The organism is Pseudomonas sp. O39 (genome assembly GCF_045447295.1).
GTDB classification, from domain to species: Bacteria; Pseudomonadota; Gammaproteobacteria; order Pseudomonadales; family Pseudomonadaceae; genus Aquipseudomonas; species Aquipseudomonas antarctica_A.
In genome coordinates this window covers 193,822-211,042 of sequence record NZ_JBJGXV010000004.1, presented here as the reverse complement: position 1 = coordinate 211,042, position 17,221 = coordinate 193,822, and the positions used below count along the sequence as shown (strand labels likewise).

The following is a 17,221-nucleotide window of genomic DNA, read 5'->3' as shown; positions in this document are numbered from 1 at the left end:
CTGGTGACTGATACTCCGCATTCGCGAGCAAGCCCGCTCCCACATTGACCGCATTCTTCCAGCACTATTTTCTCGCAGGCAACAGCTTCAGCGTGCCACGGGTATTCGCCGTCACTTCTTCATCACTGAAATGCGCCTGCTCGTACCCACCCTCGATATAGGTTTCCGCCTGGTCGCCATAGTGCCGGTCAAACGGCACACCGCTTTGCCCTACCGGGTTGATGGTCAAAGCGTGGGCCGGGTCGGCGAAGTCGATCAATCGACGGGTCGATGGGCCATAAGTGACCGGCCAGGGCGCGGGGCCGATCATCGCCGACTGGTTGTTTGGCACTTCGTGGGTGCCGGGCGCCGGGAACGGGCCCACGTTGAAGACCTTGTCCAGTGGCTTCTGCATGCCTAACGGGTGGCCGTGGGTCAGGGTGTGGGCCTTGCCCCACTGCCATTGCGTCGGGTCATCGCCGAAGGTGGCTTTGAGGTGAGCCAGGCTGTTGTCCCAGGCGAGTTTGACGGTGTCGGCGCGCTTGCCGTTCCACCAGGGCGAGTCCGGCGAGGCGGCCAGGCGTGGCAGCGCGGCGTCGATCACCCGAGTACCGAGCAGGGTTTTAAACAGGGCGTCGCCCAGTTTTGGGTGGAAGGCCGCGTCGGTGAGGTTAAACAGGAACTGGTTGAAGAGTGTGGCGCTGGTGGAGTCCAGCGGGTAGTCGCCTTTCCAGGCGGCCAATTGTTCCACCAGTTTCAACTGCGCCGGGTCCTTGACCACGTCACGCAGCACCGGCAACAGCGGTGCCAGCAAGCGTGGGCCGTAGGCGGTGGTCGTGCCCAGTTGCAAGGCTTGGCTGTTGTTCACGTCCCACTTCACGCTTTTGTCGCTCAACTGCGTGTTCAATTGCTGGCCACGGTCGGCCAGGTTGTAGTAACCGGGGATTTCCATGCCGGTGGGTGATGCCGGCTGGGCATTGGCCGACACCACATAACCCCGCGCCGGGTTTTCTTCCTGGGGGTTGGCGCTGAAAGGGTAGAAGCCCAGCTTGTCGGCCTGGGCGGTGCTGCCGTCGAGAATGAACGCCGGGTTGACCCCGGCCGGGCGGATCGGCAATTGCGCCGCCGCCCACCAGCCGATATCACCCTTGGCATTTGCCCATACGATATTCAGGCCCGGTGCAGAAACCTTGGCCGCCGCGGCGCGCACCTTGGCCAGGGTATCGGCGCGGTTGAGCTGGTAGAAACCTTCGAGGATCGGATTCTCGGTATCGAGGAATGCCCACCACATGGCAATCGGCGTGTTGCCGGCATTCTCGCCGAGTACATCATTGATGATCGGGCCGTGGGGCGACTGGCGCAGAGTGAGGGTCACCGGTGCCTGGCCCTTCACCGCGATCTGTTGCTCGCTGCTGGTCATGTTGACCCATTGGCCGTGGTACCAGACCTGGTTGGGGTTGTCGGGGTTGACCTTTTCGGCGATCAGGTCGAGGTCATCGTTCTGGAACATGGTCAGGCTCCAGCCGAAATCCAGGTTGTGCCCCAGGAACGCCACCGGCACCAGCGCGTTGTGATAGCCGTAGAGCTCAAAGCCCGGTGCAGAGAGCTGCGCTTCGTACCACACCGACGGTACCGAGAAACGGATATGCGGGTCGCCCGCCAGCAAGGGCTTGCCGCTCTTGGTGCGGCTGCCGCTGATAGCCCAGGCGTTGCTGCCTTCGAACTGAGGCAAGCCATTCTCGGCCAAGGCCCTGTCGCTCAAGGAGGCAAGCGCGCCGAGCGTCTGCCAATCACTGGCGGCCAGGTTAAGCGCGCCTTTGGGCTGCCAGTCGAGGTCGAAGACTTTCAGGTAGTCGCCGCCCAATTGGTCGCGTATGTAAGTCAGCAGCGGCTCGGTACGAAACGCGGCGGCAAAGCTGTAGGCCATGTACCCGGCGACGCTGATGGTGTCCTCAGCGGTAAACCGCCGCTTGGGGATGCCCAGCACGTCAAACTCCACTGGGCTGGCGTGGCTGTCCTGAAATTGGTTGATCCCGTCCAGGTAGGCTTGCAAGGCCTTCCAGGCCGGCGAATCGTGGTCCATGTGTTCCACGTAACTCAAGGCGCGTTCGCGAATGCGCAGGCTGCGGAACAGCTTGTCGGTCTCGAGCATCTTCGGGCCCAGTATCTCGGCCAGTTCGCCACGGGCCAGGCGCCGCATGATCTCCATCTGGAACAGCCGGTCCTGTGCATGCACATAGCCGAGGGCGCGGTACAGGTCGGTCTCGTTCTCGGCGCGCAGGTGCGGCACGCCCCGGTCGTCATAGCGCACGGTGACCGCGCCTTGCAGGTTGGCGAGTGTTTCGGTGCCCTGGCGGGTGGGTTGCTTGCTGTAGACATACCAGCCGGCGCCGGCCATGAGGGCGGCAATCAGGATAGCGAGCACGGTCAGGCTGCGTTTCATGGACGGTCCTTGAGTCATTCACCTTGAAGGTCAACGGAGTCTAATAGGTTTGGCGAGGGCTGAGGGAAATGCTGATATCGCGCACGATGCGCCGCTGTGACAGCCGAGGTTCAAGTGTTGAGCACCCTGAATACGCTACTATTGCGCCCGTCATCTTTGAGCTTCTTTCCATGACTTGCGCCCCGCAACCCATTCCAGACTCCAGCCGCTCCGAGGTTGCCTATGCGTGCTGCCTGGAAGCGCAGTCGCTGATCAGCCGCTTTTTGCAGCACCCGCCAGTGGGCTTCGATGCTCGTCTGTCCGACCAGGGCCTGCCGTATTTCTTTACGCCCTTCGACCTGTTGACCACCGCCGACGATGCATTCGAAAAGCGTGTTCGCAGCTGGCCCGGGTATCGTTTCTGGAATGCCTGGCTGCGTGTCGACAGTTGTTTTGTGGGGACCACGGTCAGTGAATATTCACCACTGCCCCAAGACGTGTCGCCTCAGGACCTCGCGCAGTGGTTGCAAGAGGCGTGCGCGCCACAGCGCAAGCTCACCATCGTCAAAGACGTGCCGTGCGACTCACCGCTGCTCAGCGAGGCGGATAACCGCTACGCGCAAGCCTTGATCGATGAGTGCACCCGGCGCGGTTTCATCAGCCTCGAGGGGCAGGCGCTGGCTTACGTGCCGATCAACTTTGCCACGGTCGATGAGTACCTGGCGCGCTTGTCCCACAGCCGTCGCCGCAATATCCGACGCAAACTGCGCAGCCGTGAGGCGTTGCGCGTGGAAGTCCTAGACACCGGTGATGCGCGCTTCAACGATGACGCCTGGCTCACGCAGTTGTACGGGTTGTACAAGGCGGTGTACGACCAGAGCGAGATCCATTTTGACCTGCTCACCCCTGAATTTTTCAGCAGCCTTCTGCGGGACGCCGGCAGCAACGGGCGCGTATTCTGCTATTGGCACTGCGACGAACTGATCGGCTACAACCTGTGCTACGTGGAGGGCGACAAGCTGCTCGACAAGTACATCGGCCTTAGCTACCCGCTGGCGCTGGAGTTCAACCTGTATTTCGTCAGTTGGTTTGTGAACCTTGAGTATGCGCTGGCCAATGGGCTGAAATTTTATGTGGCGGGTTGGACCGACCCGCAGGTCAAGGCCAGCCTGGGCGCCGACTTTACCTTTACCCGCCATCTGGTCTGGGTGCGTAACCCGCTGTTGCGCAAGCTGGGCAACCGGTTCCGTCATCACTTTGAAAGTGATACCCAATGGCATCAGGAGCACACCTCATGAGCCAGGCCCGACCGCCGCTGATTCTCGATTTCGACAGTGCCGTCAGTGACATTCCCGGCGCGATTACGTTGCCGTTGCAGGCCTGGCAGGAAAAAATCCGTTTCGGCTGCCGCTGGGCACAATTCAAAGAGCTGGAAACCGCCCTGCACGCACAAATGCCCAGCGATTACGGCTGTGTATTTACCGGCAGCGGTGATTATCACCACCTCAGCCAGCTGTTGTTGAATCGTCTGCCGACGCAGCAGAAGTTCCAGCTGATCATCTGCGACAACCATCCCGATAACATGCGCTACCCGTTCGGTATCCATTGCGGCTCCTGGGTCTACTGGGCCAGCCGCTTACCGCAGGTCGAGCATGTGCATGTGTTGGGCATCGGTTCGCAGGATATTGGCCTGGGCCACGCGTGGGAGAATCACTGGTCGCCGCTGCTCAAGCGCAAGTTGACCTACTGGAACGTCAACGTCGACACGCGCTGGATGAACTGGATCGGCGCCGGGCGCAGTAATCGTGCCTTCAGCAATGCAGATGCGCTGATGCGCGCGTTCCTGGCACAGTTTGACCGTTCACTGCCGGTGTACCTGTCCATCGATAAAGATGTGCTGAGCCCGGAAGTGGTGAACACCAACTGGGATCAGGGCGAATTCCTGGAGCAGCATCTGAACGACCTGATCAGTGCCTGCCAGGGCCAGATCATCGGCGCGGACATCACTGGCGATGTGTCGGCCTACCACTATGAAAGCAAGTTCAAACGTTGGTTGAGTGCGTCCGATGGCCAGGAAGAACTGCCTGAGGCCCAGGTGCAGATCTGGCAACAGCAGCAGAACGAGCTGAACAGCCGCCTGGTGGCGCGTATCAACGAAGGCTGGCGACGATAGCCTTGAGTTGCTTGAGTATCTGTTCGAAGTGTTCGTCCGTCAGCCAATGGCTGTTACTGATCGACAGTGTGCGGGTCGCGAACGCCTGGGCTTGGCTGATATCGCCGCCAGGCTGCAGCAGCGGGGCCACGTCGGGGTAGTCCGGCAATGTGTGGATAAACAGGCGGGTCACGCCCAGCCCCGAGGTCCACAACTGCGCCATCGCCGCATCCCGGGCCTGTGCAGACGGCATCATCACCATCAGAAAGGGCCAGGTGCCTTGTTGGCCTGGTCTGTCCATAACGACCGAGACGCCGGGCAAGGCATTCAAGCGAGCTGCACGGCGCAAGGCCCGGGCGCGGCCTTGCTGCAAGTAATTGGGCAGGCGAGCCAGTGCGGCGGCGCCGACCTTCTGGCGATAGCCGCCCAGGCGGTGCAACGGGATGTCATTCACCGAAAAGTCGTCGCCCACGGCACTCACTTCATCGCCCTGTTCCAGCGCTTTGCGCAACGGCTTGCCATACACGTAGTGCAAGCCGCGCGGTTGGTAAAGCAGCGCGTAACCCCACAACTCGGCGCTGCGTTGCAACTCCCAGCGCAGGCTGAAAGGCAGGTCCTGTGCGCATTGGCGGTGCAGCGCCTGATGCAACACCGGGTCGCGGCTGAACAGCACGCCGCCTTCGGCCGTCGTCAGGCCCTTGCCCAGCGCCATGCTGAAAAATCCCACATCACCTTTGATCCCGACGCTGCGGCCGTCGTCGAGTGCGCCCATGGCTTGGGCCGCGTCTTCGATGACCACAGCGCCGACAGCATCGGCAATACGTTTGGCGGTATCGACGTCCGCGACGCGCCCGGCCAGATGGGTGACCACCACGGCCAGCGTGCTGTCGTCACACAGGTGTTTCAGTTGCTGTTCGTCCAGGTCAATGCTGCCTGGCTGCAAATCGCAGGGTACGACGCGCAACGGCGGGCAGTAATGGGCGGCCAACGCCACCAGCGGGCAGGTGTAGGCCGGCACGATCAGCCGGGTGCGGCCGGGCATGCGTTGCTGCAAGACCCGCAGGGCGATGATCAGGGCGGCGGTGCCGGAGCAGGGCAGCGCCGGCAGTGGAATCGAGAACTGGCGGGCCAGAGACTGGGCCAAGTCGCCCGAAAGGTTCAGCAAATCCCGCCAGCTTAAGGGCAGGCCAGCGGTGGGCGGGATTTCCCTGGTCATGACGCCAGTGGCTGCGAAGGTTCGGCCTCGACAGTTTTGCTCTCTTTGTCTTCACTGCGTGCGAGACAGAGAATGCCTGCGATGATCAATGCGCCGCCGATGATTTTTGGCCAGGTCAGGGTGTCATCGAACAACCAGACAGAGATCAGCGTCACGCTGATCAACTCCAAATGGGACGCCGCAAACGCGGGCCCCACCGGTGCGTACTTGAGCAACGTCATCCAGGTGAAGAACGCGCCGATGTAGCCCACGAAGGCGCCGTAGATCCACGGTGCGCCAAACACGCGCACCAACCAGGCGGTATCCATCGTCAGTGGTTCGGCATGCACCGAGGCGAATTTGAAACTGACCTGCGCCAACGTGTCAAAAATGATCAGCGCCAGAAAGCCCAGGATATAGAACCGTTTCATTATTCAAACCCCACAACGGTCACGCCACAGGCGATCAGCATGATGCCGATCAACCGCCATTTGGTCAGGCTTTCCTTGAACAGGAAACGCCCGGCAATCATGATCACCACAATATTGATCGAGCCTAGCATCACGCCGACCGACAACGGCACCAGCGTGAGAAACGCCAGCCACAACACGAATTCGAAGACGTAGCAGATCACGCCAAGCCAGATCCAGGGGCGCTTGAGCATGTGCTTCCAGTGGGCCATGCCGTCATGCTCGGCGCTGGCAGAGGCGGCGGCTTTGAAAGCCAACTGGCCGGACGTATCCACGATAACGTTGAGCATCCAGAGGATGATGGTTAGCTGGCTCATGTGTTCCTATGCTTACAATCTCACCGAAAACGTACGATACAGCAGCCTGCCGCTCGGGTGATTGGAGTTTGCCGGTCGAACAGCCTCCGTTCAGTTTGATGCCTTGCTCCACTCGCAATAGCAGCCTACCGCCAGAGTATGGGTCGCATCGACTTCGCGCCCGGCCTCAAGGGCTTTCAAAATCGGCTCGATAAAGCTGTTGCTGGAATTACACGTCAGCCCTTCGCTGTACGGTCCGAAATACGCGAGCTTGCCAGTGCGATCCCAAATCCCGACAGCCGGGGTGGCGGGCACCTGATCGGCGCCGGCCAGGTTATTGAGGGTTTTCATCTTGCGCAGGTTGTCGGGCAGTTGGCCGTGGCTGCCGGCTTTTTGCAGGGCATAGAACTCGACGCCTTGGGGCGCGTATTGCTCGATGAGCTCGCCCAGGTGTTGCTGGTTGCCGACGTTGCACGGGCAGGCCGGGTCCCAGAAGTGCACCAGGCGAATCGGGCCTGGGCCTGCGAGTTCGGCGGGCAGGCGCAGGGCGTCGCCGGAGAACACGGCCGTGTGTTCGCTGAACGCGCGCAGGTAGCGGCCCTGGAACCAGTCATACGCCGCCCACAGCACGCCGGTGCAGATGATCAGGATCAGGCTGGCGAACAGGGCGGAACGGTAGGGCTGTCGCATTCAGAACTATCCTCGAAGGTCGCGTAGCTTGCCATGCTTGCCCTGACAGATGAATATCGCTGCTCGATATTCATCTTCACCGTCAGTCTGGAACCCTTTATGCCTGTCAGTTTTGACCCCGATCATCTGCGCGAAAGCTTGCGACCACTCGTGGATGCGCAACCGCTCAGCGCCGAGGCGCGGGTCTACCAGCGTTTCTATGGGCTGGATTTATCTGCGCGCAAAGTGCCGGCGTTGAGCCGTCTAGGGCGTTTCGACGTGGATGGCTTTGAGGTGGTTGCCCAGGTGTGGTGGCCGCCACAGCCTGTGGCGACGATGTTTATGTTCCACGGCTTCTACGACCATATGGGCCTGTACCGCAACGCGGTGGATTGGGCCCTGGACCAAGGGTTTGTGGTGATTGCCTGCGACCTGCCGGGGCATGGCCTGTCCAGCGGCGCACGTGCCAGCATCGATGATTTTTCGGTGTATCAGGACGTGGTGCAGGCTTTGTTCGCCCAGGCCAAGGCGCTGCAACTGCCGCAACCCTGGCACCTGTTCGGGCAAAGCACCGGCGGTGCGGTGGTGGTGGACCATTTGCTCAATCACGGCGCCGACAGCCCGGCCCAGGGCAAGACATTTCTGTTGTCGCCTTTGGTGCGGCCGCGTGCGTGGGGTTGGTCGCAGGTCAGTTATTACCTGCTGCGGCCGTTCGTCAAAGGCATTGCGCGGCGGTTCAGCGAGAACACCAACGACCCCAAATTCAAGCCGTTCCTGGAAGCTGACCCCCTGCAGCCACGCCAACTGCCTACCGCCTGGGTGGGTGCGCTGGCGCGTTGGATCAAACGTATCGAAGCCGCACCGCGCAGCCCACGGCGGCCGGTGATCGTGCAGGGCGAGGAAGACATGACGGTGGATTGGCAGCACAACCTGCAGGTGCTGCGCAGCAAGTTCGATCGGCCCGAAGTGCTGATGCTGCCGCGGGGCAGGCATCACTTGGCGAATGAGATTCCCGAGATTCGCCAGGAATACTTCCGGTATTTGACGGACCATCTGAAGTAACACGGACCCACATTGGTTACTGCGCCAGGCTGGAAGTGCTTTGACCAACGGCAAGACCAGCGCGAATGGCTGCAAGAGCTGCCTTGTAATACGCCCTACCTTGCGGCGACTCCGCAAACGTGGCGAATTCTTCCAGCTCCGGGTCGGACAAATCCCGATAGACGTACAGCAGCGTGTTATTCAGGTCGTTGCCGATCTGTTGCATTAAACGCTCGCGCTGACCATTGAGCATGCCCTGGGCCTGGCCGCCACCCAGCAGGCCAGGAATCATCTGGCTCAAGCTGTCGGCTGCAACCCCGGCAATCGCCAGGCTGACTTCCGCCCCCGCTTCACGGGCGGGCAGGGCCTGGGCCAGATGCCCGATGATCAGGCTGCGGGTGGAGTCGGCCTCGATGTGTGGCAGGCCTTGCGCATTTTTTGCCAACTGGTCGCGGCGGGTGGCGAGCAACTCGGCGGCGACAATCTTGCGGCCCAGCGGCGATTGGAAAAACGCCAGGGCAGGTTTCGGGTCCGCCAGGTTTTTGCGCAGTTGCGCTTCGGCACGCTGGTCCATGGCCTGGGCCGCAAAACGTGTGTTGCTGTTGTCCACCAACGCCTGGTACACCGCCGGTGGCAGGCTGTTGCGGTAGCGCTGTTGGGCTGCACTGAGGGCGTCATTGAAATGCGCACGTTGATCGGCCCAGCCGGCGACCTTGTATAACTGGTCATGGCCGTCTGCCCAAGCGGGCAAAACGCAGAACATCAGCATGGAAAAAAACAAACGACGCATAGGGACTCCTGTCAGTCGGCCACTATTGTCCGTGTCGGGCGTAGGATTTGTCGAGAAATCCTATCAGTCACCTGACTAAAGTGTGTTCAGACGCTCGGCGGCTCTGTCGGATTTACAGGCGTATGGATACTATGCGCGCCATGCAAATACCCCTCGATCATCCCCTGCTGCAACGCATCGTCGACGACCTGGCCGAAAAAGGTTGGTCGCAGCAGAACGGCTTCCTGCCCCAGGCTCTGACCCTGGAACTGGCGGCTGAGTGCCGTAAACGTGCAGCCGAGGGTGAATTGGCCCCCGCAGCGGTAGGGCGTGGCCCGGCCCAGGAAATTCGCGAGGGGATTCGCGGTGACCATATCCAGTGGCTGGAAGAGGGTGATGCCGCCGTCTGCGAGACTTACATGGGCTTGATGGACAGTCTGCGCCAGGCGATGAATCGTGGTCTGTTCCTGGGCCTGGAGGATTTCGAAAGCCACTTCGCGATGTATCCGCCGGGTGCGTTTTACCTCAAGCATGTGGACCGTTTTCGCGACGACGACCGGCGTATGGTCTCGGCGGTGGTTTACTTGAATGACGCTTGGCTGCCTGAGCAGGGTGGCCAGTTGCGCATGTACCTCAAGGACGGCGTGGAATACGATGTGGTGCCCACCGGCGGCAGCCTGGTGGTGTTCCTGTCCGGCGATGTGCCCCATGAAGTCCTGCCCGCTACGCGTGAACGCTTGTCCCTGACCGGCTGGTTTCGCCGGCGGGGTAACGAGCCGTTTTAAGTATGGAAAAGATTCTGATCAGCCGCTGCCTGCTCGGGCACAAGGTGCGTTACGACGGTGGTGCCAGCGGCCCGTTCGATCAATTGGCGGCCTGGCAGGCGCAAGGGCGCGTGGTTGCGATCTGCCCGGAAGTCTCGGGCGGTTTGCCTACGCCTCGGCCCTCTGCCGAGATCCCGGGCGGGCAGGGTGTCGATGTGTGGGAAGGCCGCGCTCAGGTGCTGACCGCTGAGGGAGAGGACTTCAGCGCCGCCTTTCTCGATGGCGCCCGACAGGCCTTGGCGTTGGTGCAACGCCATGACATCCGCATTGCCGTTCTCAAGGCCAATAGCCCGTCTTGCGGCAACCTGCTGACCTATGACGGCACCTTCACCGGCGTGAAGGTCAGCGGCGAAGGCGTGACGGCGGCATTGCTCAAACGCCATGGGGTGCTGGTGTTCAGTGAGCTTGAGCTGGCCGAAGCGGCAGCTGCCCTGTGCGATAGCGATGGCTCAGCACCTGATGTGTGACTGACACACCGCTATCGCAGGCAAGCCAGCTCCCACATTGACCGAGTATTTATTCGCCTTTTGTGTTGCCCTCAAACCACTTCTGCGTCAGCGCCTTCAAGCGGCCATCGGCCTTCACGTGCTGCAACGCCTTGTCCAGGCTGGTCTTGAATGCCGGGTTGCCCTTCTGGAAGGGAATCGCCAGTTCCGGCTTTTCACGATAAGGCTCACTGAAATCGAACCGATCACGCAGCTCGGCAGTCATAGCGATATGATTGATGGCCACGTCGTACTTGCCGGTTTCAACGCCTGACAGCAGGTCGGTGTCATCGGTGGTGATAAACGAGGGACGCACGTCCATTTCCTTCGCCAGTTGCTCACCGAGTTCCACTTCAAAACCGGTGAGCTTGTCGCCGTCCTTGAAGTTGAATGGCGGTGTGTTGGCCTCCACGGCGATGCGCAGTTCGCCGCGATCAAACACATCATCAATCAGTTCGGCGTGAGCCAAAGGGCTCAGAAGGGGCAGCAAAAGTACAAGGCCAGGCGAAAAGCGCATGGTCGCTCCTAAAGAATTCGTCTGTGCGAGGCGCCTTTCAGCATCGCTTTGCTAAGGTGTTGAGTGCCTTGGACAGCAATTTGTCGCGAAGTTGTGATAACCCAACAGATTTCCTGGAAAAACTGGAGAAGCGAATGAAAGCTCTATTGTCCCGTGCAACCCTGGCTAGCCTCTTGCTGGGTGCTTCGATGCTGGCGACCGCCGCTGACGGTATTCCGCGCAGTGCTCCACCCGAAGGCGCCAAAGTCTTTATCGTGTCGCCTAAAGATGGCGCCACCGTCGATAAAACCTTCACCGTCAAATTCGGCATGGAAGGCCTGAAGCTGGCCCCGGCCACCAGCCAGGACCCGGGCACCGGCCACCACCACCTGCTGATCGACCAAAAAGAGCTGCCGGACGCCAGCGTGCCGATCCCGGCTACCGACACCGTGATCCACTACGGCAAGGCCCAGACTGAAACCGAGCTGACGCTCACTCCGGGCAAGCACACGCTGCAACTCGTCGCCGGCGACAAACTGCACATGCAGTTCAACCCGACTGTAGCCTCAAAAGTCATCACGGTTAACGTCAAGTAAGATTTGTTCAGATGTAAAAAAGGGAGCCCCGAGGGGCTCCCTTTTTTGTGCTGCGGTTGAAACCTTAGAACAACACGCGGCTACGAATCGTGCCGTTGATGTGTTGCAGCTTCTCTTGCGCCAGGTCCGAGTACTCGGCGTCTACGTCGATTACCACGTAGCCGACTTTCTCGTTGGTCTGCAGGAACTGACCGGAAATGTTGATGCCGTTTTCCGCGAAGACCTTGTTGATCTCCATCATCACGCCAGGGATGTTCTGGTGGATGTGCAGCAAACGGTGCTTGCCAGGGTGAGCCGGCAGGGCCACTTCCGGGAAGTTGACCGAGGACACCGACGTACCGTTGTCGCTGTACTTGACCAGTTTCTCCGACACTTCCAGGCCGATGTTGGCTTGGGCTTCAGCGGTGGAGCCGCCGATGTGCGGGGTCAGGATCACGTTGTCCAGGCCACGCAGCGGGCTTTCGAAGATGTCGTCGTTGGAGCGTGGCTCCACCGGGAACACGTCGATCGCGGCGCCGATCAGGTGCTTGTCCTTGATCGCGTCAGCCAGGGCGTCCAGCTCGACCACGGTGCCGCGTGCAGCGTTGATCAGGATGCCGCCTTTCTTGATCGCGCGGATTTCCTTCTCGCCGATCATCCACTGGGTCTCAGCGGTTTCCGGAACGTGCAGGGTGACGATGTCGGACATACCCAGCAGCTCAGTCAGGCTCGACACCTGAGTGGCGTTGCCCAGCGGCAGTTTGGTCAGGGTGTCGTAGAAGAACACCTGCATGCCCAGGCCTTCGGCCAGCACCGACAACTGCGTGCCGATCGAGCCGTAACCGACGATACCCAGCTTTTTGCCGCGAATTTCGAAGGAGTTGGCCGCGCTCTTGATCCAGCCGCCACGGTGGCAGGAAGCGTTCTTCTCAGGGATGCCGCGCAACAGCAGGATAGCCTCGGCCAGCACCAGCTCCGCAACGGAACGGGTGTTGGAGTACGGTGCGTTGAACACCGCGATGCCGCGCTCGCGCGCTGCGTTGAGGTCGACCTGGTTGGTGCCGATGCAGAAACAGCCGACAGCCACCAACTTCTTGGCGTGGTCGAAGATCTCTTCGGTCAGCTGAGTGCGGGAGCGAATGCCGATAAAGTGCGCGTCGGCGATCTTTTCCTTTAACTGGGCTTCCGGCAGAGAACTGGTGATGTACTCAATGCTGGAGTACCCAGCGGCTTTCAGTACGTCGACAGCCGATGGGTGGACGCCTTCCAGAAGAAGGAACTTGATCTTGCTCTTATCGAGAGAAGTCTTGCTCATCTGCGTAAACCTGTATCCCGGAGAAAAATGGCAGGGAATCGAGCAGTTAGTGCCATGAACCAGTGCACAAGAGCTGACCCGGACGGCAGGAAAGCCGTCACCGCAGAAACGCCCTTGGGCTCTGTCCTGCGGGGGCGGTATGCTAGCATACGCGCCCCGCTAAACACCTATTCCTGCGACGTGAAGCGTTCTCAGGATGACCATGAATTGTTCGAGAGTTCTGTCGATGACCCATCCTGCCCTGATTGATGAGCTAAAGACCCTGGTTGAGCCCGGCAAAGTGCTGACCGATGCAGACTCCCTGGAGGCTTACGGCAAGGATTGGACCAAGCACTTCGCCCCGGCTCCGGTCGCCATCGTCTTCCCGAAGACCACCGAACAGGTGCAGGCCATCGTCCGTTGGGCCAATGAACGCAAGGTGGCACTGGTGCCGTCCGGCGGTCGTACTGGCTTGTCGGCCGCCGCCGTTGCCGCCAATGGCGAGGTGGTGGTGTCGTTCGACTACATGAACCAGATCCTCGACGTGAACCTCACCGACCGCACCGCCAGGTGCCAGCCGGGCGTGGTCACCAAGCAATTGCAGAACGTCGCCGAAGAAAAAGGCCTGTACTACCCGGTGGACTTCGCGTCGTCCGGTTCGAGCCAGATTGGCGGCAATATCGGCACCAATGCCGGCGGGATCAAAGTGATTCGCTACGGCATGACCCGCAACTGGGTTGCCGGCATGAAAGTCGTCACCGGCAAAGGTGACGTACTGGAGCTGAACCGCGACCTGATCAAGAACGCCACCGGTTACGACATGCGCCAGCTGTTTATCGGCGCCGAAGGTACGTTGGGTTTTGTGGTGGAAGCCACCATGCGCCTGGACCGTGCGCCGAAAAACCTTACCGCCATGGTGCTCGGCACCACTGACTTCGACTCGATCATGCCGGTGCTGCACGCGTTCCAGAGCAAGCTGGACCTGACCGCCTTCGAGTTCTTCTCCGACAAGGCGCTGGCCAAAGTCATGGGCCGTGGCGATGTACCGGCGCCGTTCGAAACCGAGTGCCCGTTCTACGCGCTGCTGGAATTTGAAGCCACCACCGAAGAGGTTGCCAACCACGCCCTGGAAACCTTCGAGCACTGCGTCGAGCAGGGCTGGGTGCTGGACGGCGTGATGAGCCAGAGCGAAACCCAGCTGCACAACCTGTGGAAACTGCGCGAGTACATCTCCGAGACCATTTCCCACTGGACGCCGTACAAGAACGACATCTCGGTGACCGTCTCCAAGGTCCCGGCGTTCTTGAAGGAAATTGACGCGATCGTCGGCGAACATTACCCGGACTTCGAAATTGTCTGGTTCGGCCACATTGGCGACGGCAACCTGCACCTGAACATCCTCAAGCCGGAAAACCTGAGCAAAGACGAGTTCTTCGCCAAGTGCGCCACGGTGAACAAGTGGGTGTTCGAGACCGTCGAGAAGTACAACGGCTCGATCTCCGCCGAACACGGCGTGGGCATGACCAAGCGCGATTACCTGACCTACAGCCGCTCGCCGGTTGAAATCGAATACATGAAGGCAGTGAAAGCGGTGTTCGACCCTAACGGGATCATGAACCCTGGCAAGATCTTCGCTGTTTAACCGCCCTGAAGGAGTCGTTTCATGAGCTACCAGCACAAGTACGTCGACGGCACCAACATCCACTTTCCCCTGGGTAAAGTGGTGTGCATCGGGCGTAACTACGCCGAACATGCCAAGGAACTGGACAACCCGGTACCGACCGAGCCCTTGCTGTTCATCAAGCCGGGCAGTTGTGTGGTAGCACTGGAAGGCGGTTTCGCCATCCCGACCGAGCGCGGTTCGGTGCACTACGAAGCGGAAATCGCGGTACTGATCGGCAAACCCTTGTCGACCAAGCCAAGCCGTGAAGAAGTGCTGGACGCCATCTCCGGCTTCGCCCCGGCACTGGATTTGACCCTGCGCGACAAGCAGGCCGAGCTGAAAGCCAAGGGCCTGCCGTGGGAAATCGCCAAGTCGTTTGACGGCGCCGCGGTGATTGCACCGTTTGTGGTGAGCAGCACCTTTGCGGACGTGACCGACATCGGCATTCGCCTGACCATCAACGGCGAAGTGCGCCAGGACGGCAACAGCTCGCAGATGCTCAACCCGATCATCCCGATGATCCAGCACATGGCCGGCTGCTTCTCGCTGCAGGCGGGTGACGTGATTCTCACCGGCACCCCGGCCGGTGTGGGCCCGTTAAATGTGGGCGATGAGCTGGTGTTGGAGCTGGCGGGCGTGAGCCGCTTTGAAAGCAGCGTTCGCTAAGAACCAGGCCAAACGCGGTCAAAAATGTGGGAGCGGGCTTGCTCGCGAATGCGGTGTACCAGTCAAAACATTCGGTGACTGACACTCCGCATTCGCGAGCAAGCCCGCTCCCACATTTGATTGCGTACATCAGCAGAATCGGAGGGTTTTGCATTTTTTTCACACACCATCCGGATAATCCCCTGCCTCGTGCGCGCGGGCCCGTTGATCCTGTGCTATCACCTAAAGCTGACTTTCTGGAAAAGCGCTCAATGGCCGTGCTCCTGCCTTCCGTTAAATCCAAACCCCGTTCACGTTTTGCCCTGCGCTGGTATTCCTGGCTATTTCTGGCCGGGGTGATTGTGTATGGCGTTGTCTGGGCGATGCATTGGGATGATCGCGGCGTGCTGTGGGTGGCGGAGCGCTTTGAAACGCCGGCTGAACGACAAGCGAGCGTGTGGCTGCCGGACTACCGTGCGGTTATCGACGCCAAATTGCTGCCCGGTATGGAGAAGGACGAGGCTTCGGACGTTTCCTATAACCCGCAGACCAAAACCCTGTTTTCCGTCATGGGCAAAAACCCGTTCCTCGTTGAGCTGAGCCTGCAAGGCGATGTGCTGCGCAAAATGCCGCTCAACGGCTGGAACAACCCGGAAGGTGTGACAGTCATGGAGAACGGCCTGATGGCCATTGTCGATGAACGCATGCACACCCTGACCGTGGTCAACGTTGACGCCAGCACCCAGCAACTGAATTTCGCCGACTTCAAGACTTACGACCTGGGCCCGTCCAAGGATCAGAACAAAGCCTTTGAAGGCGTGACCTGGGACAAGCGTAACCAGCAAATCGTACTCGGCGAAGAGCGCCCGCCGGCGCTGTTCACCTGGAAAAGCGATGGCAGCACCCTGACCGGCGACAAGCGAAAGATCGCCAGCACCGCGCTGGACATGCGCAACATCTCGGCTCTGGCCGTCGACCCGCGCACCGGGCACTTGCTGGTGTTGTCGGCCGACTCCCACCTGCTGCTGGAGTTGGATGAGAAGGGCGAGCAAGTCAGCTTCATCACCTTGCTTGGCGGCTTCAACGGCCTCAAGCACACCATTCCCCGGGCGGAAGGCGTGACCATGGACGAGAACGGCACGTTGTATATGGTCAGTGAACCGAACCTGTTCTATCGCTTCGAAAAGCAAAAATAACCGACGATTGCGTCGGTTACTGCTCTATAAGCGGCATTCACCAGACACCCGGCAGCGTTTAAGTTTAAATTCAGAAGGGCGTGATATTTATTCGCCACTTTTTGTCTTTGAGCTTGCCTGATGCGTCGACTTGCCCGCCCCAAACCTGCGTTTTTTATCGTGATGCTGCTCGCCCTGGTTGCCGCCGGGGTGGTCGCACAGCACTTTCGCTTGTTTGAGCGTGGCTGGTTCAATTTCCAGGCATGGCGCCAACCTGCGGACGAGCGCTCCATTGGCCTGGGTGATTACCGCGTCAGCCTGCAAGCCAAAGTTATCGACGGTCTCGACGATAACGTCTCGGCCCTCACCTATGACCCGGTGCGCAAAAGCCTGTTTACGGTCACCAATAAAAACGCCGAGCTGGTCGAGCTGTCCCTGGACGGCAAGATCCTGCGGCGGATTCCTCTGCTGGGGTTTGGCGATGCGGAGGCGGTGGAGTTCATCAGCGATAACATCTATGTCATCAGCGATGAGAGCCAGCAGCGACTGATCAAGGTGCATGTGAATGACGACACCCAATTTCTCGACGCCGCCGATGCGGAGCAGATGACGCTGGGTGTGCACATCGGTGGTAACAACGGCTTCGAGGGCCTGGCGTACGACTCGGTGGGCAAGCGTCTGTTTGTGGCCAAGGAGCGCGACCCGATGCTGATCTATGAGATCCACGGGTTTCCCCATTTCAAACCGGAAAAAACCTACTCGGTGCACGTGATCAACAACCCCAAGCGCGATGCCGGGCTGTTTGTGCGCGACCTGTCGAGCTTGCAATACGACGAGCGCAGCGGCCATCTGCTGGCGCTGTCGGATGAATCGTTCCTGGTGCTGGAACTGGGTATTGATGGTCGCCCGTTGAGCAGTCTTTCTCTGCTCAACGGCCGCCATGGCCTTGAAAAGCGTGTGCCTCAGGCCGAAGGGATCGCCATGGATGACGAGGGCTCGCTGTATGTGGTCAGCGAGCCGAACCTGTTCTACGTGTTCAAAAAGCCCTGATCAAAAATCCATTTCACGCAC

At 60.1% G+C, this 17,221-nt stretch carries 18 protein-coding genes; 10 read left to right on the top strand and 8 right to left on the bottom strand.

Annotation, left to right across the window (positions count from 1 at the left end; all coding sequences use genetic code 11):
* Nucleotides 1-64 precede the first annotated feature (64 nt).
* The gene (locus tag ACI77D_RS07885; protein WP_407016354.1) at nt 65-2,422 is read right to left on the bottom strand and encodes a penicillin acylase family protein; all 2,358 of its coding nucleotides are present in this window, start codon (nt 2,420-2,422) and stop codon (nt 65-67) included.
* A gap of 170 nt (nt 2,423-2,592) precedes the next feature.
* On the opposite strand from ACI77D_RS07885, the gene ACI77D_RS07880 reads away from it, so the two are divergent.
* Nucleotides 2,593-3,699 (top strand): GNAT family N-acetyltransferase, encoded by a 1,107-nt coding sequence (locus ACI77D_RS07880; protein ID WP_262666514.1) that lies wholly within the window; start codon nt 2,593-2,595, stop codon nt 3,697-3,699.
* Nucleotides 3,696-4,574, top strand: coding sequence for a hypothetical protein (locus ACI77D_RS07875; protein WP_064454607.1), 879 nt, complete (start codon nt 3,696-3,698; stop codon nt 4,572-4,574). Before ACI77D_RS07880 ends, ACI77D_RS07875 begins: the two co-directional genes overlap by 4 nt.
* On the opposite strand, the gene ACI77D_RS07870 is transcribed toward ACI77D_RS07875, so the two are convergent.
* The 4 genes from ACI77D_RS07870 to ACI77D_RS07855 all read right to left on the bottom strand — a co-directional run bounded on the left by ACI77D_RS07870 (nt 4,552) and on the right by ACI77D_RS07855 (nt 7,204).
* The gene (locus ACI77D_RS07870; RefSeq protein WP_407016353.1) at nt 4,552-5,769 is read right to left on the bottom strand and encodes a DegT/DnrJ/EryC1/StrS family aminotransferase; all 1,218 of its coding nucleotides are present in this window, start codon (nt 5,767-5,769) and stop codon (nt 4,552-4,554) included. The two genes, ACI77D_RS07875 and ACI77D_RS07870, sit on opposite strands and share 23 nt — an antisense overlap.
* On the bottom strand, nt 5,766-6,179 hold the full coding sequence (locus ACI77D_RS07865) for a multidrug efflux SMR transporter (RefSeq protein ID WP_064454605.1): 414 nt from the start codon (nt 6,177-6,179) through the stop codon (nt 5,766-5,768). The genes ACI77D_RS07870 and ACI77D_RS07865 overlap by 4 nt, the downstream gene beginning before the upstream one ends.
* The gene (locus tag ACI77D_RS07860; RefSeq protein WP_064454604.1) at nt 6,179-6,535 is read right to left on the bottom strand and encodes an EamA family transporter; all 357 of its coding nucleotides are present in this window, start codon (nt 6,533-6,535) and stop codon (nt 6,179-6,181) included. The genes ACI77D_RS07865 and ACI77D_RS07860 overlap by 1 nt, the downstream gene beginning before the upstream one ends.
* Nucleotides 6,536-6,625: 90 nt before the next feature.
* Nucleotides 6,626-7,204, bottom strand: a complete 579-nt coding sequence (locus ACI77D_RS07855; RefSeq protein WP_064454603.1) for a DUF6436 domain-containing protein — start codon at nt 7,202-7,204, stop codon at nt 6,626-6,628.
* 99 nt (nt 7,205-7,303) lie between these two features.
* Between ACI77D_RS07855 and ACI77D_RS07850 the strand changes: the two genes are divergently transcribed.
* The gene (locus ACI77D_RS07850) at nt 7,304-8,245 is read left to right on the top strand and encodes an alpha/beta hydrolase (protein ID WP_221296156.1); all 942 of its coding nucleotides are present in this window, start codon (nt 7,304-7,306) and stop codon (nt 8,243-8,245) included.
* 16 nt (nt 8,246-8,261) lie between these two features.
* On the opposite strand, the gene ACI77D_RS07845 is transcribed toward ACI77D_RS07850, so the two are convergent.
* On the bottom strand, nt 8,262-9,014 hold the full coding sequence (locus ACI77D_RS07845) for a DUF2059 domain-containing protein (RefSeq protein ID WP_407016352.1): 753 nt from the start codon (nt 9,012-9,014) through the stop codon (nt 8,262-8,264).
* Between the two features lie 131 nt (nt 9,015-9,145).
* On the opposite strand from ACI77D_RS07845, the gene ACI77D_RS07840 reads away from it, so the two are divergent.
* Both ACI77D_RS07840 and ACI77D_RS07835 read left to right on the top strand, forming a co-directional pair.
* A complete protein-coding gene (locus ACI77D_RS07840; protein ID WP_064454600.1) occupies nt 9,146-9,778 on the top strand; it encodes a 2OG-Fe(II) oxygenase in 633 nt (210 codons plus the stop codon).
* Between the two features lie 2 nt (nt 9,779-9,780).
* Nucleotides 9,781-10,284, top strand: a complete 504-nt coding sequence (locus ACI77D_RS07835) for a DUF523 domain-containing protein (RefSeq protein WP_064454599.1) — start codon at nt 9,781-9,783, stop codon at nt 10,282-10,284.
* A 49-nt stretch (nt 10,285-10,333) separates the two neighbouring features.
* Here the strand turns inward: ACI77D_RS07835 and ACI77D_RS07830 are convergent, their stop codons facing one another.
* Nucleotides 10,334-10,819 carry a transporter substrate-binding domain-containing protein gene (locus ACI77D_RS07830; protein ID WP_064454598.1) on the bottom strand — a complete coding sequence of 162 codons (486 nt, stop codon included), beginning with the start codon at nt 10,817-10,819 and terminating at the stop codon, nt 10,334-10,336.
* Between the two features lie 134 nt (nt 10,820-10,953).
* Here ACI77D_RS07830 and ACI77D_RS07825 point away from each other — a divergent pair, with 134 nt between their 5' ends.
* Nucleotides 10,954-11,394, top strand: a complete 441-nt coding sequence (locus tag ACI77D_RS07825) for a DUF4399 domain-containing protein (protein ID WP_017139512.1) — start codon at nt 10,954-10,956, stop codon at nt 11,392-11,394.
* A gap of 64 nt (nt 11,395-11,458) precedes the next feature.
* Here the strand turns inward: ACI77D_RS07825 and serA are convergent, their stop codons facing one another.
* A complete protein-coding gene (gene serA / locus ACI77D_RS07820) occupies nt 11,459-12,688 on the bottom strand; it encodes a phosphoglycerate dehydrogenase (RefSeq protein WP_010167810.1) in 1,230 nt (409 codons plus the stop codon).
* Nucleotides 12,689-12,914: 226 nt separating this feature from the next.
* Here serA and ACI77D_RS07815 point away from each other — a divergent pair, with 226 nt between their 5' ends.
* The 4 genes from ACI77D_RS07815 (at nt 12,915) to ACI77D_RS07800 (ending at nt 17,200) form a co-directional block, all read left to right on the top strand.
* Nucleotides 12,915-14,309 (top strand): FAD-binding oxidoreductase, encoded by a 1,395-nt coding sequence (locus tag ACI77D_RS07815; RefSeq protein WP_064454597.1) that lies wholly within the window; start codon nt 12,915-12,917, stop codon nt 14,307-14,309.
* Between the two features lie 21 nt (nt 14,310-14,330).
* Nucleotides 14,331-14,996, top strand: coding sequence for a fumarylacetoacetate hydrolase family protein (locus ACI77D_RS07810; protein ID WP_064454596.1), 666 nt, complete (start codon nt 14,331-14,333; stop codon nt 14,994-14,996).
* 251 nt (nt 14,997-15,247) lie between these two features.
* Nucleotides 15,248-16,171 (top strand): SdiA-regulated domain-containing protein, encoded by a 924-nt coding sequence (locus tag ACI77D_RS07805; protein ID WP_407016351.1) that lies wholly within the window; start codon nt 15,248-15,250, stop codon nt 16,169-16,171.
* A gap of 120 nt (nt 16,172-16,291) precedes the next feature.
* Nucleotides 16,292-17,200, top strand: coding sequence for an SdiA-regulated domain-containing protein (locus ACI77D_RS07800; protein ID WP_262666505.1), 909 nt, complete (start codon nt 16,292-16,294; stop codon nt 17,198-17,200).
* Nucleotides 17,201-17,221: the final 21 nt, after the last annotated feature.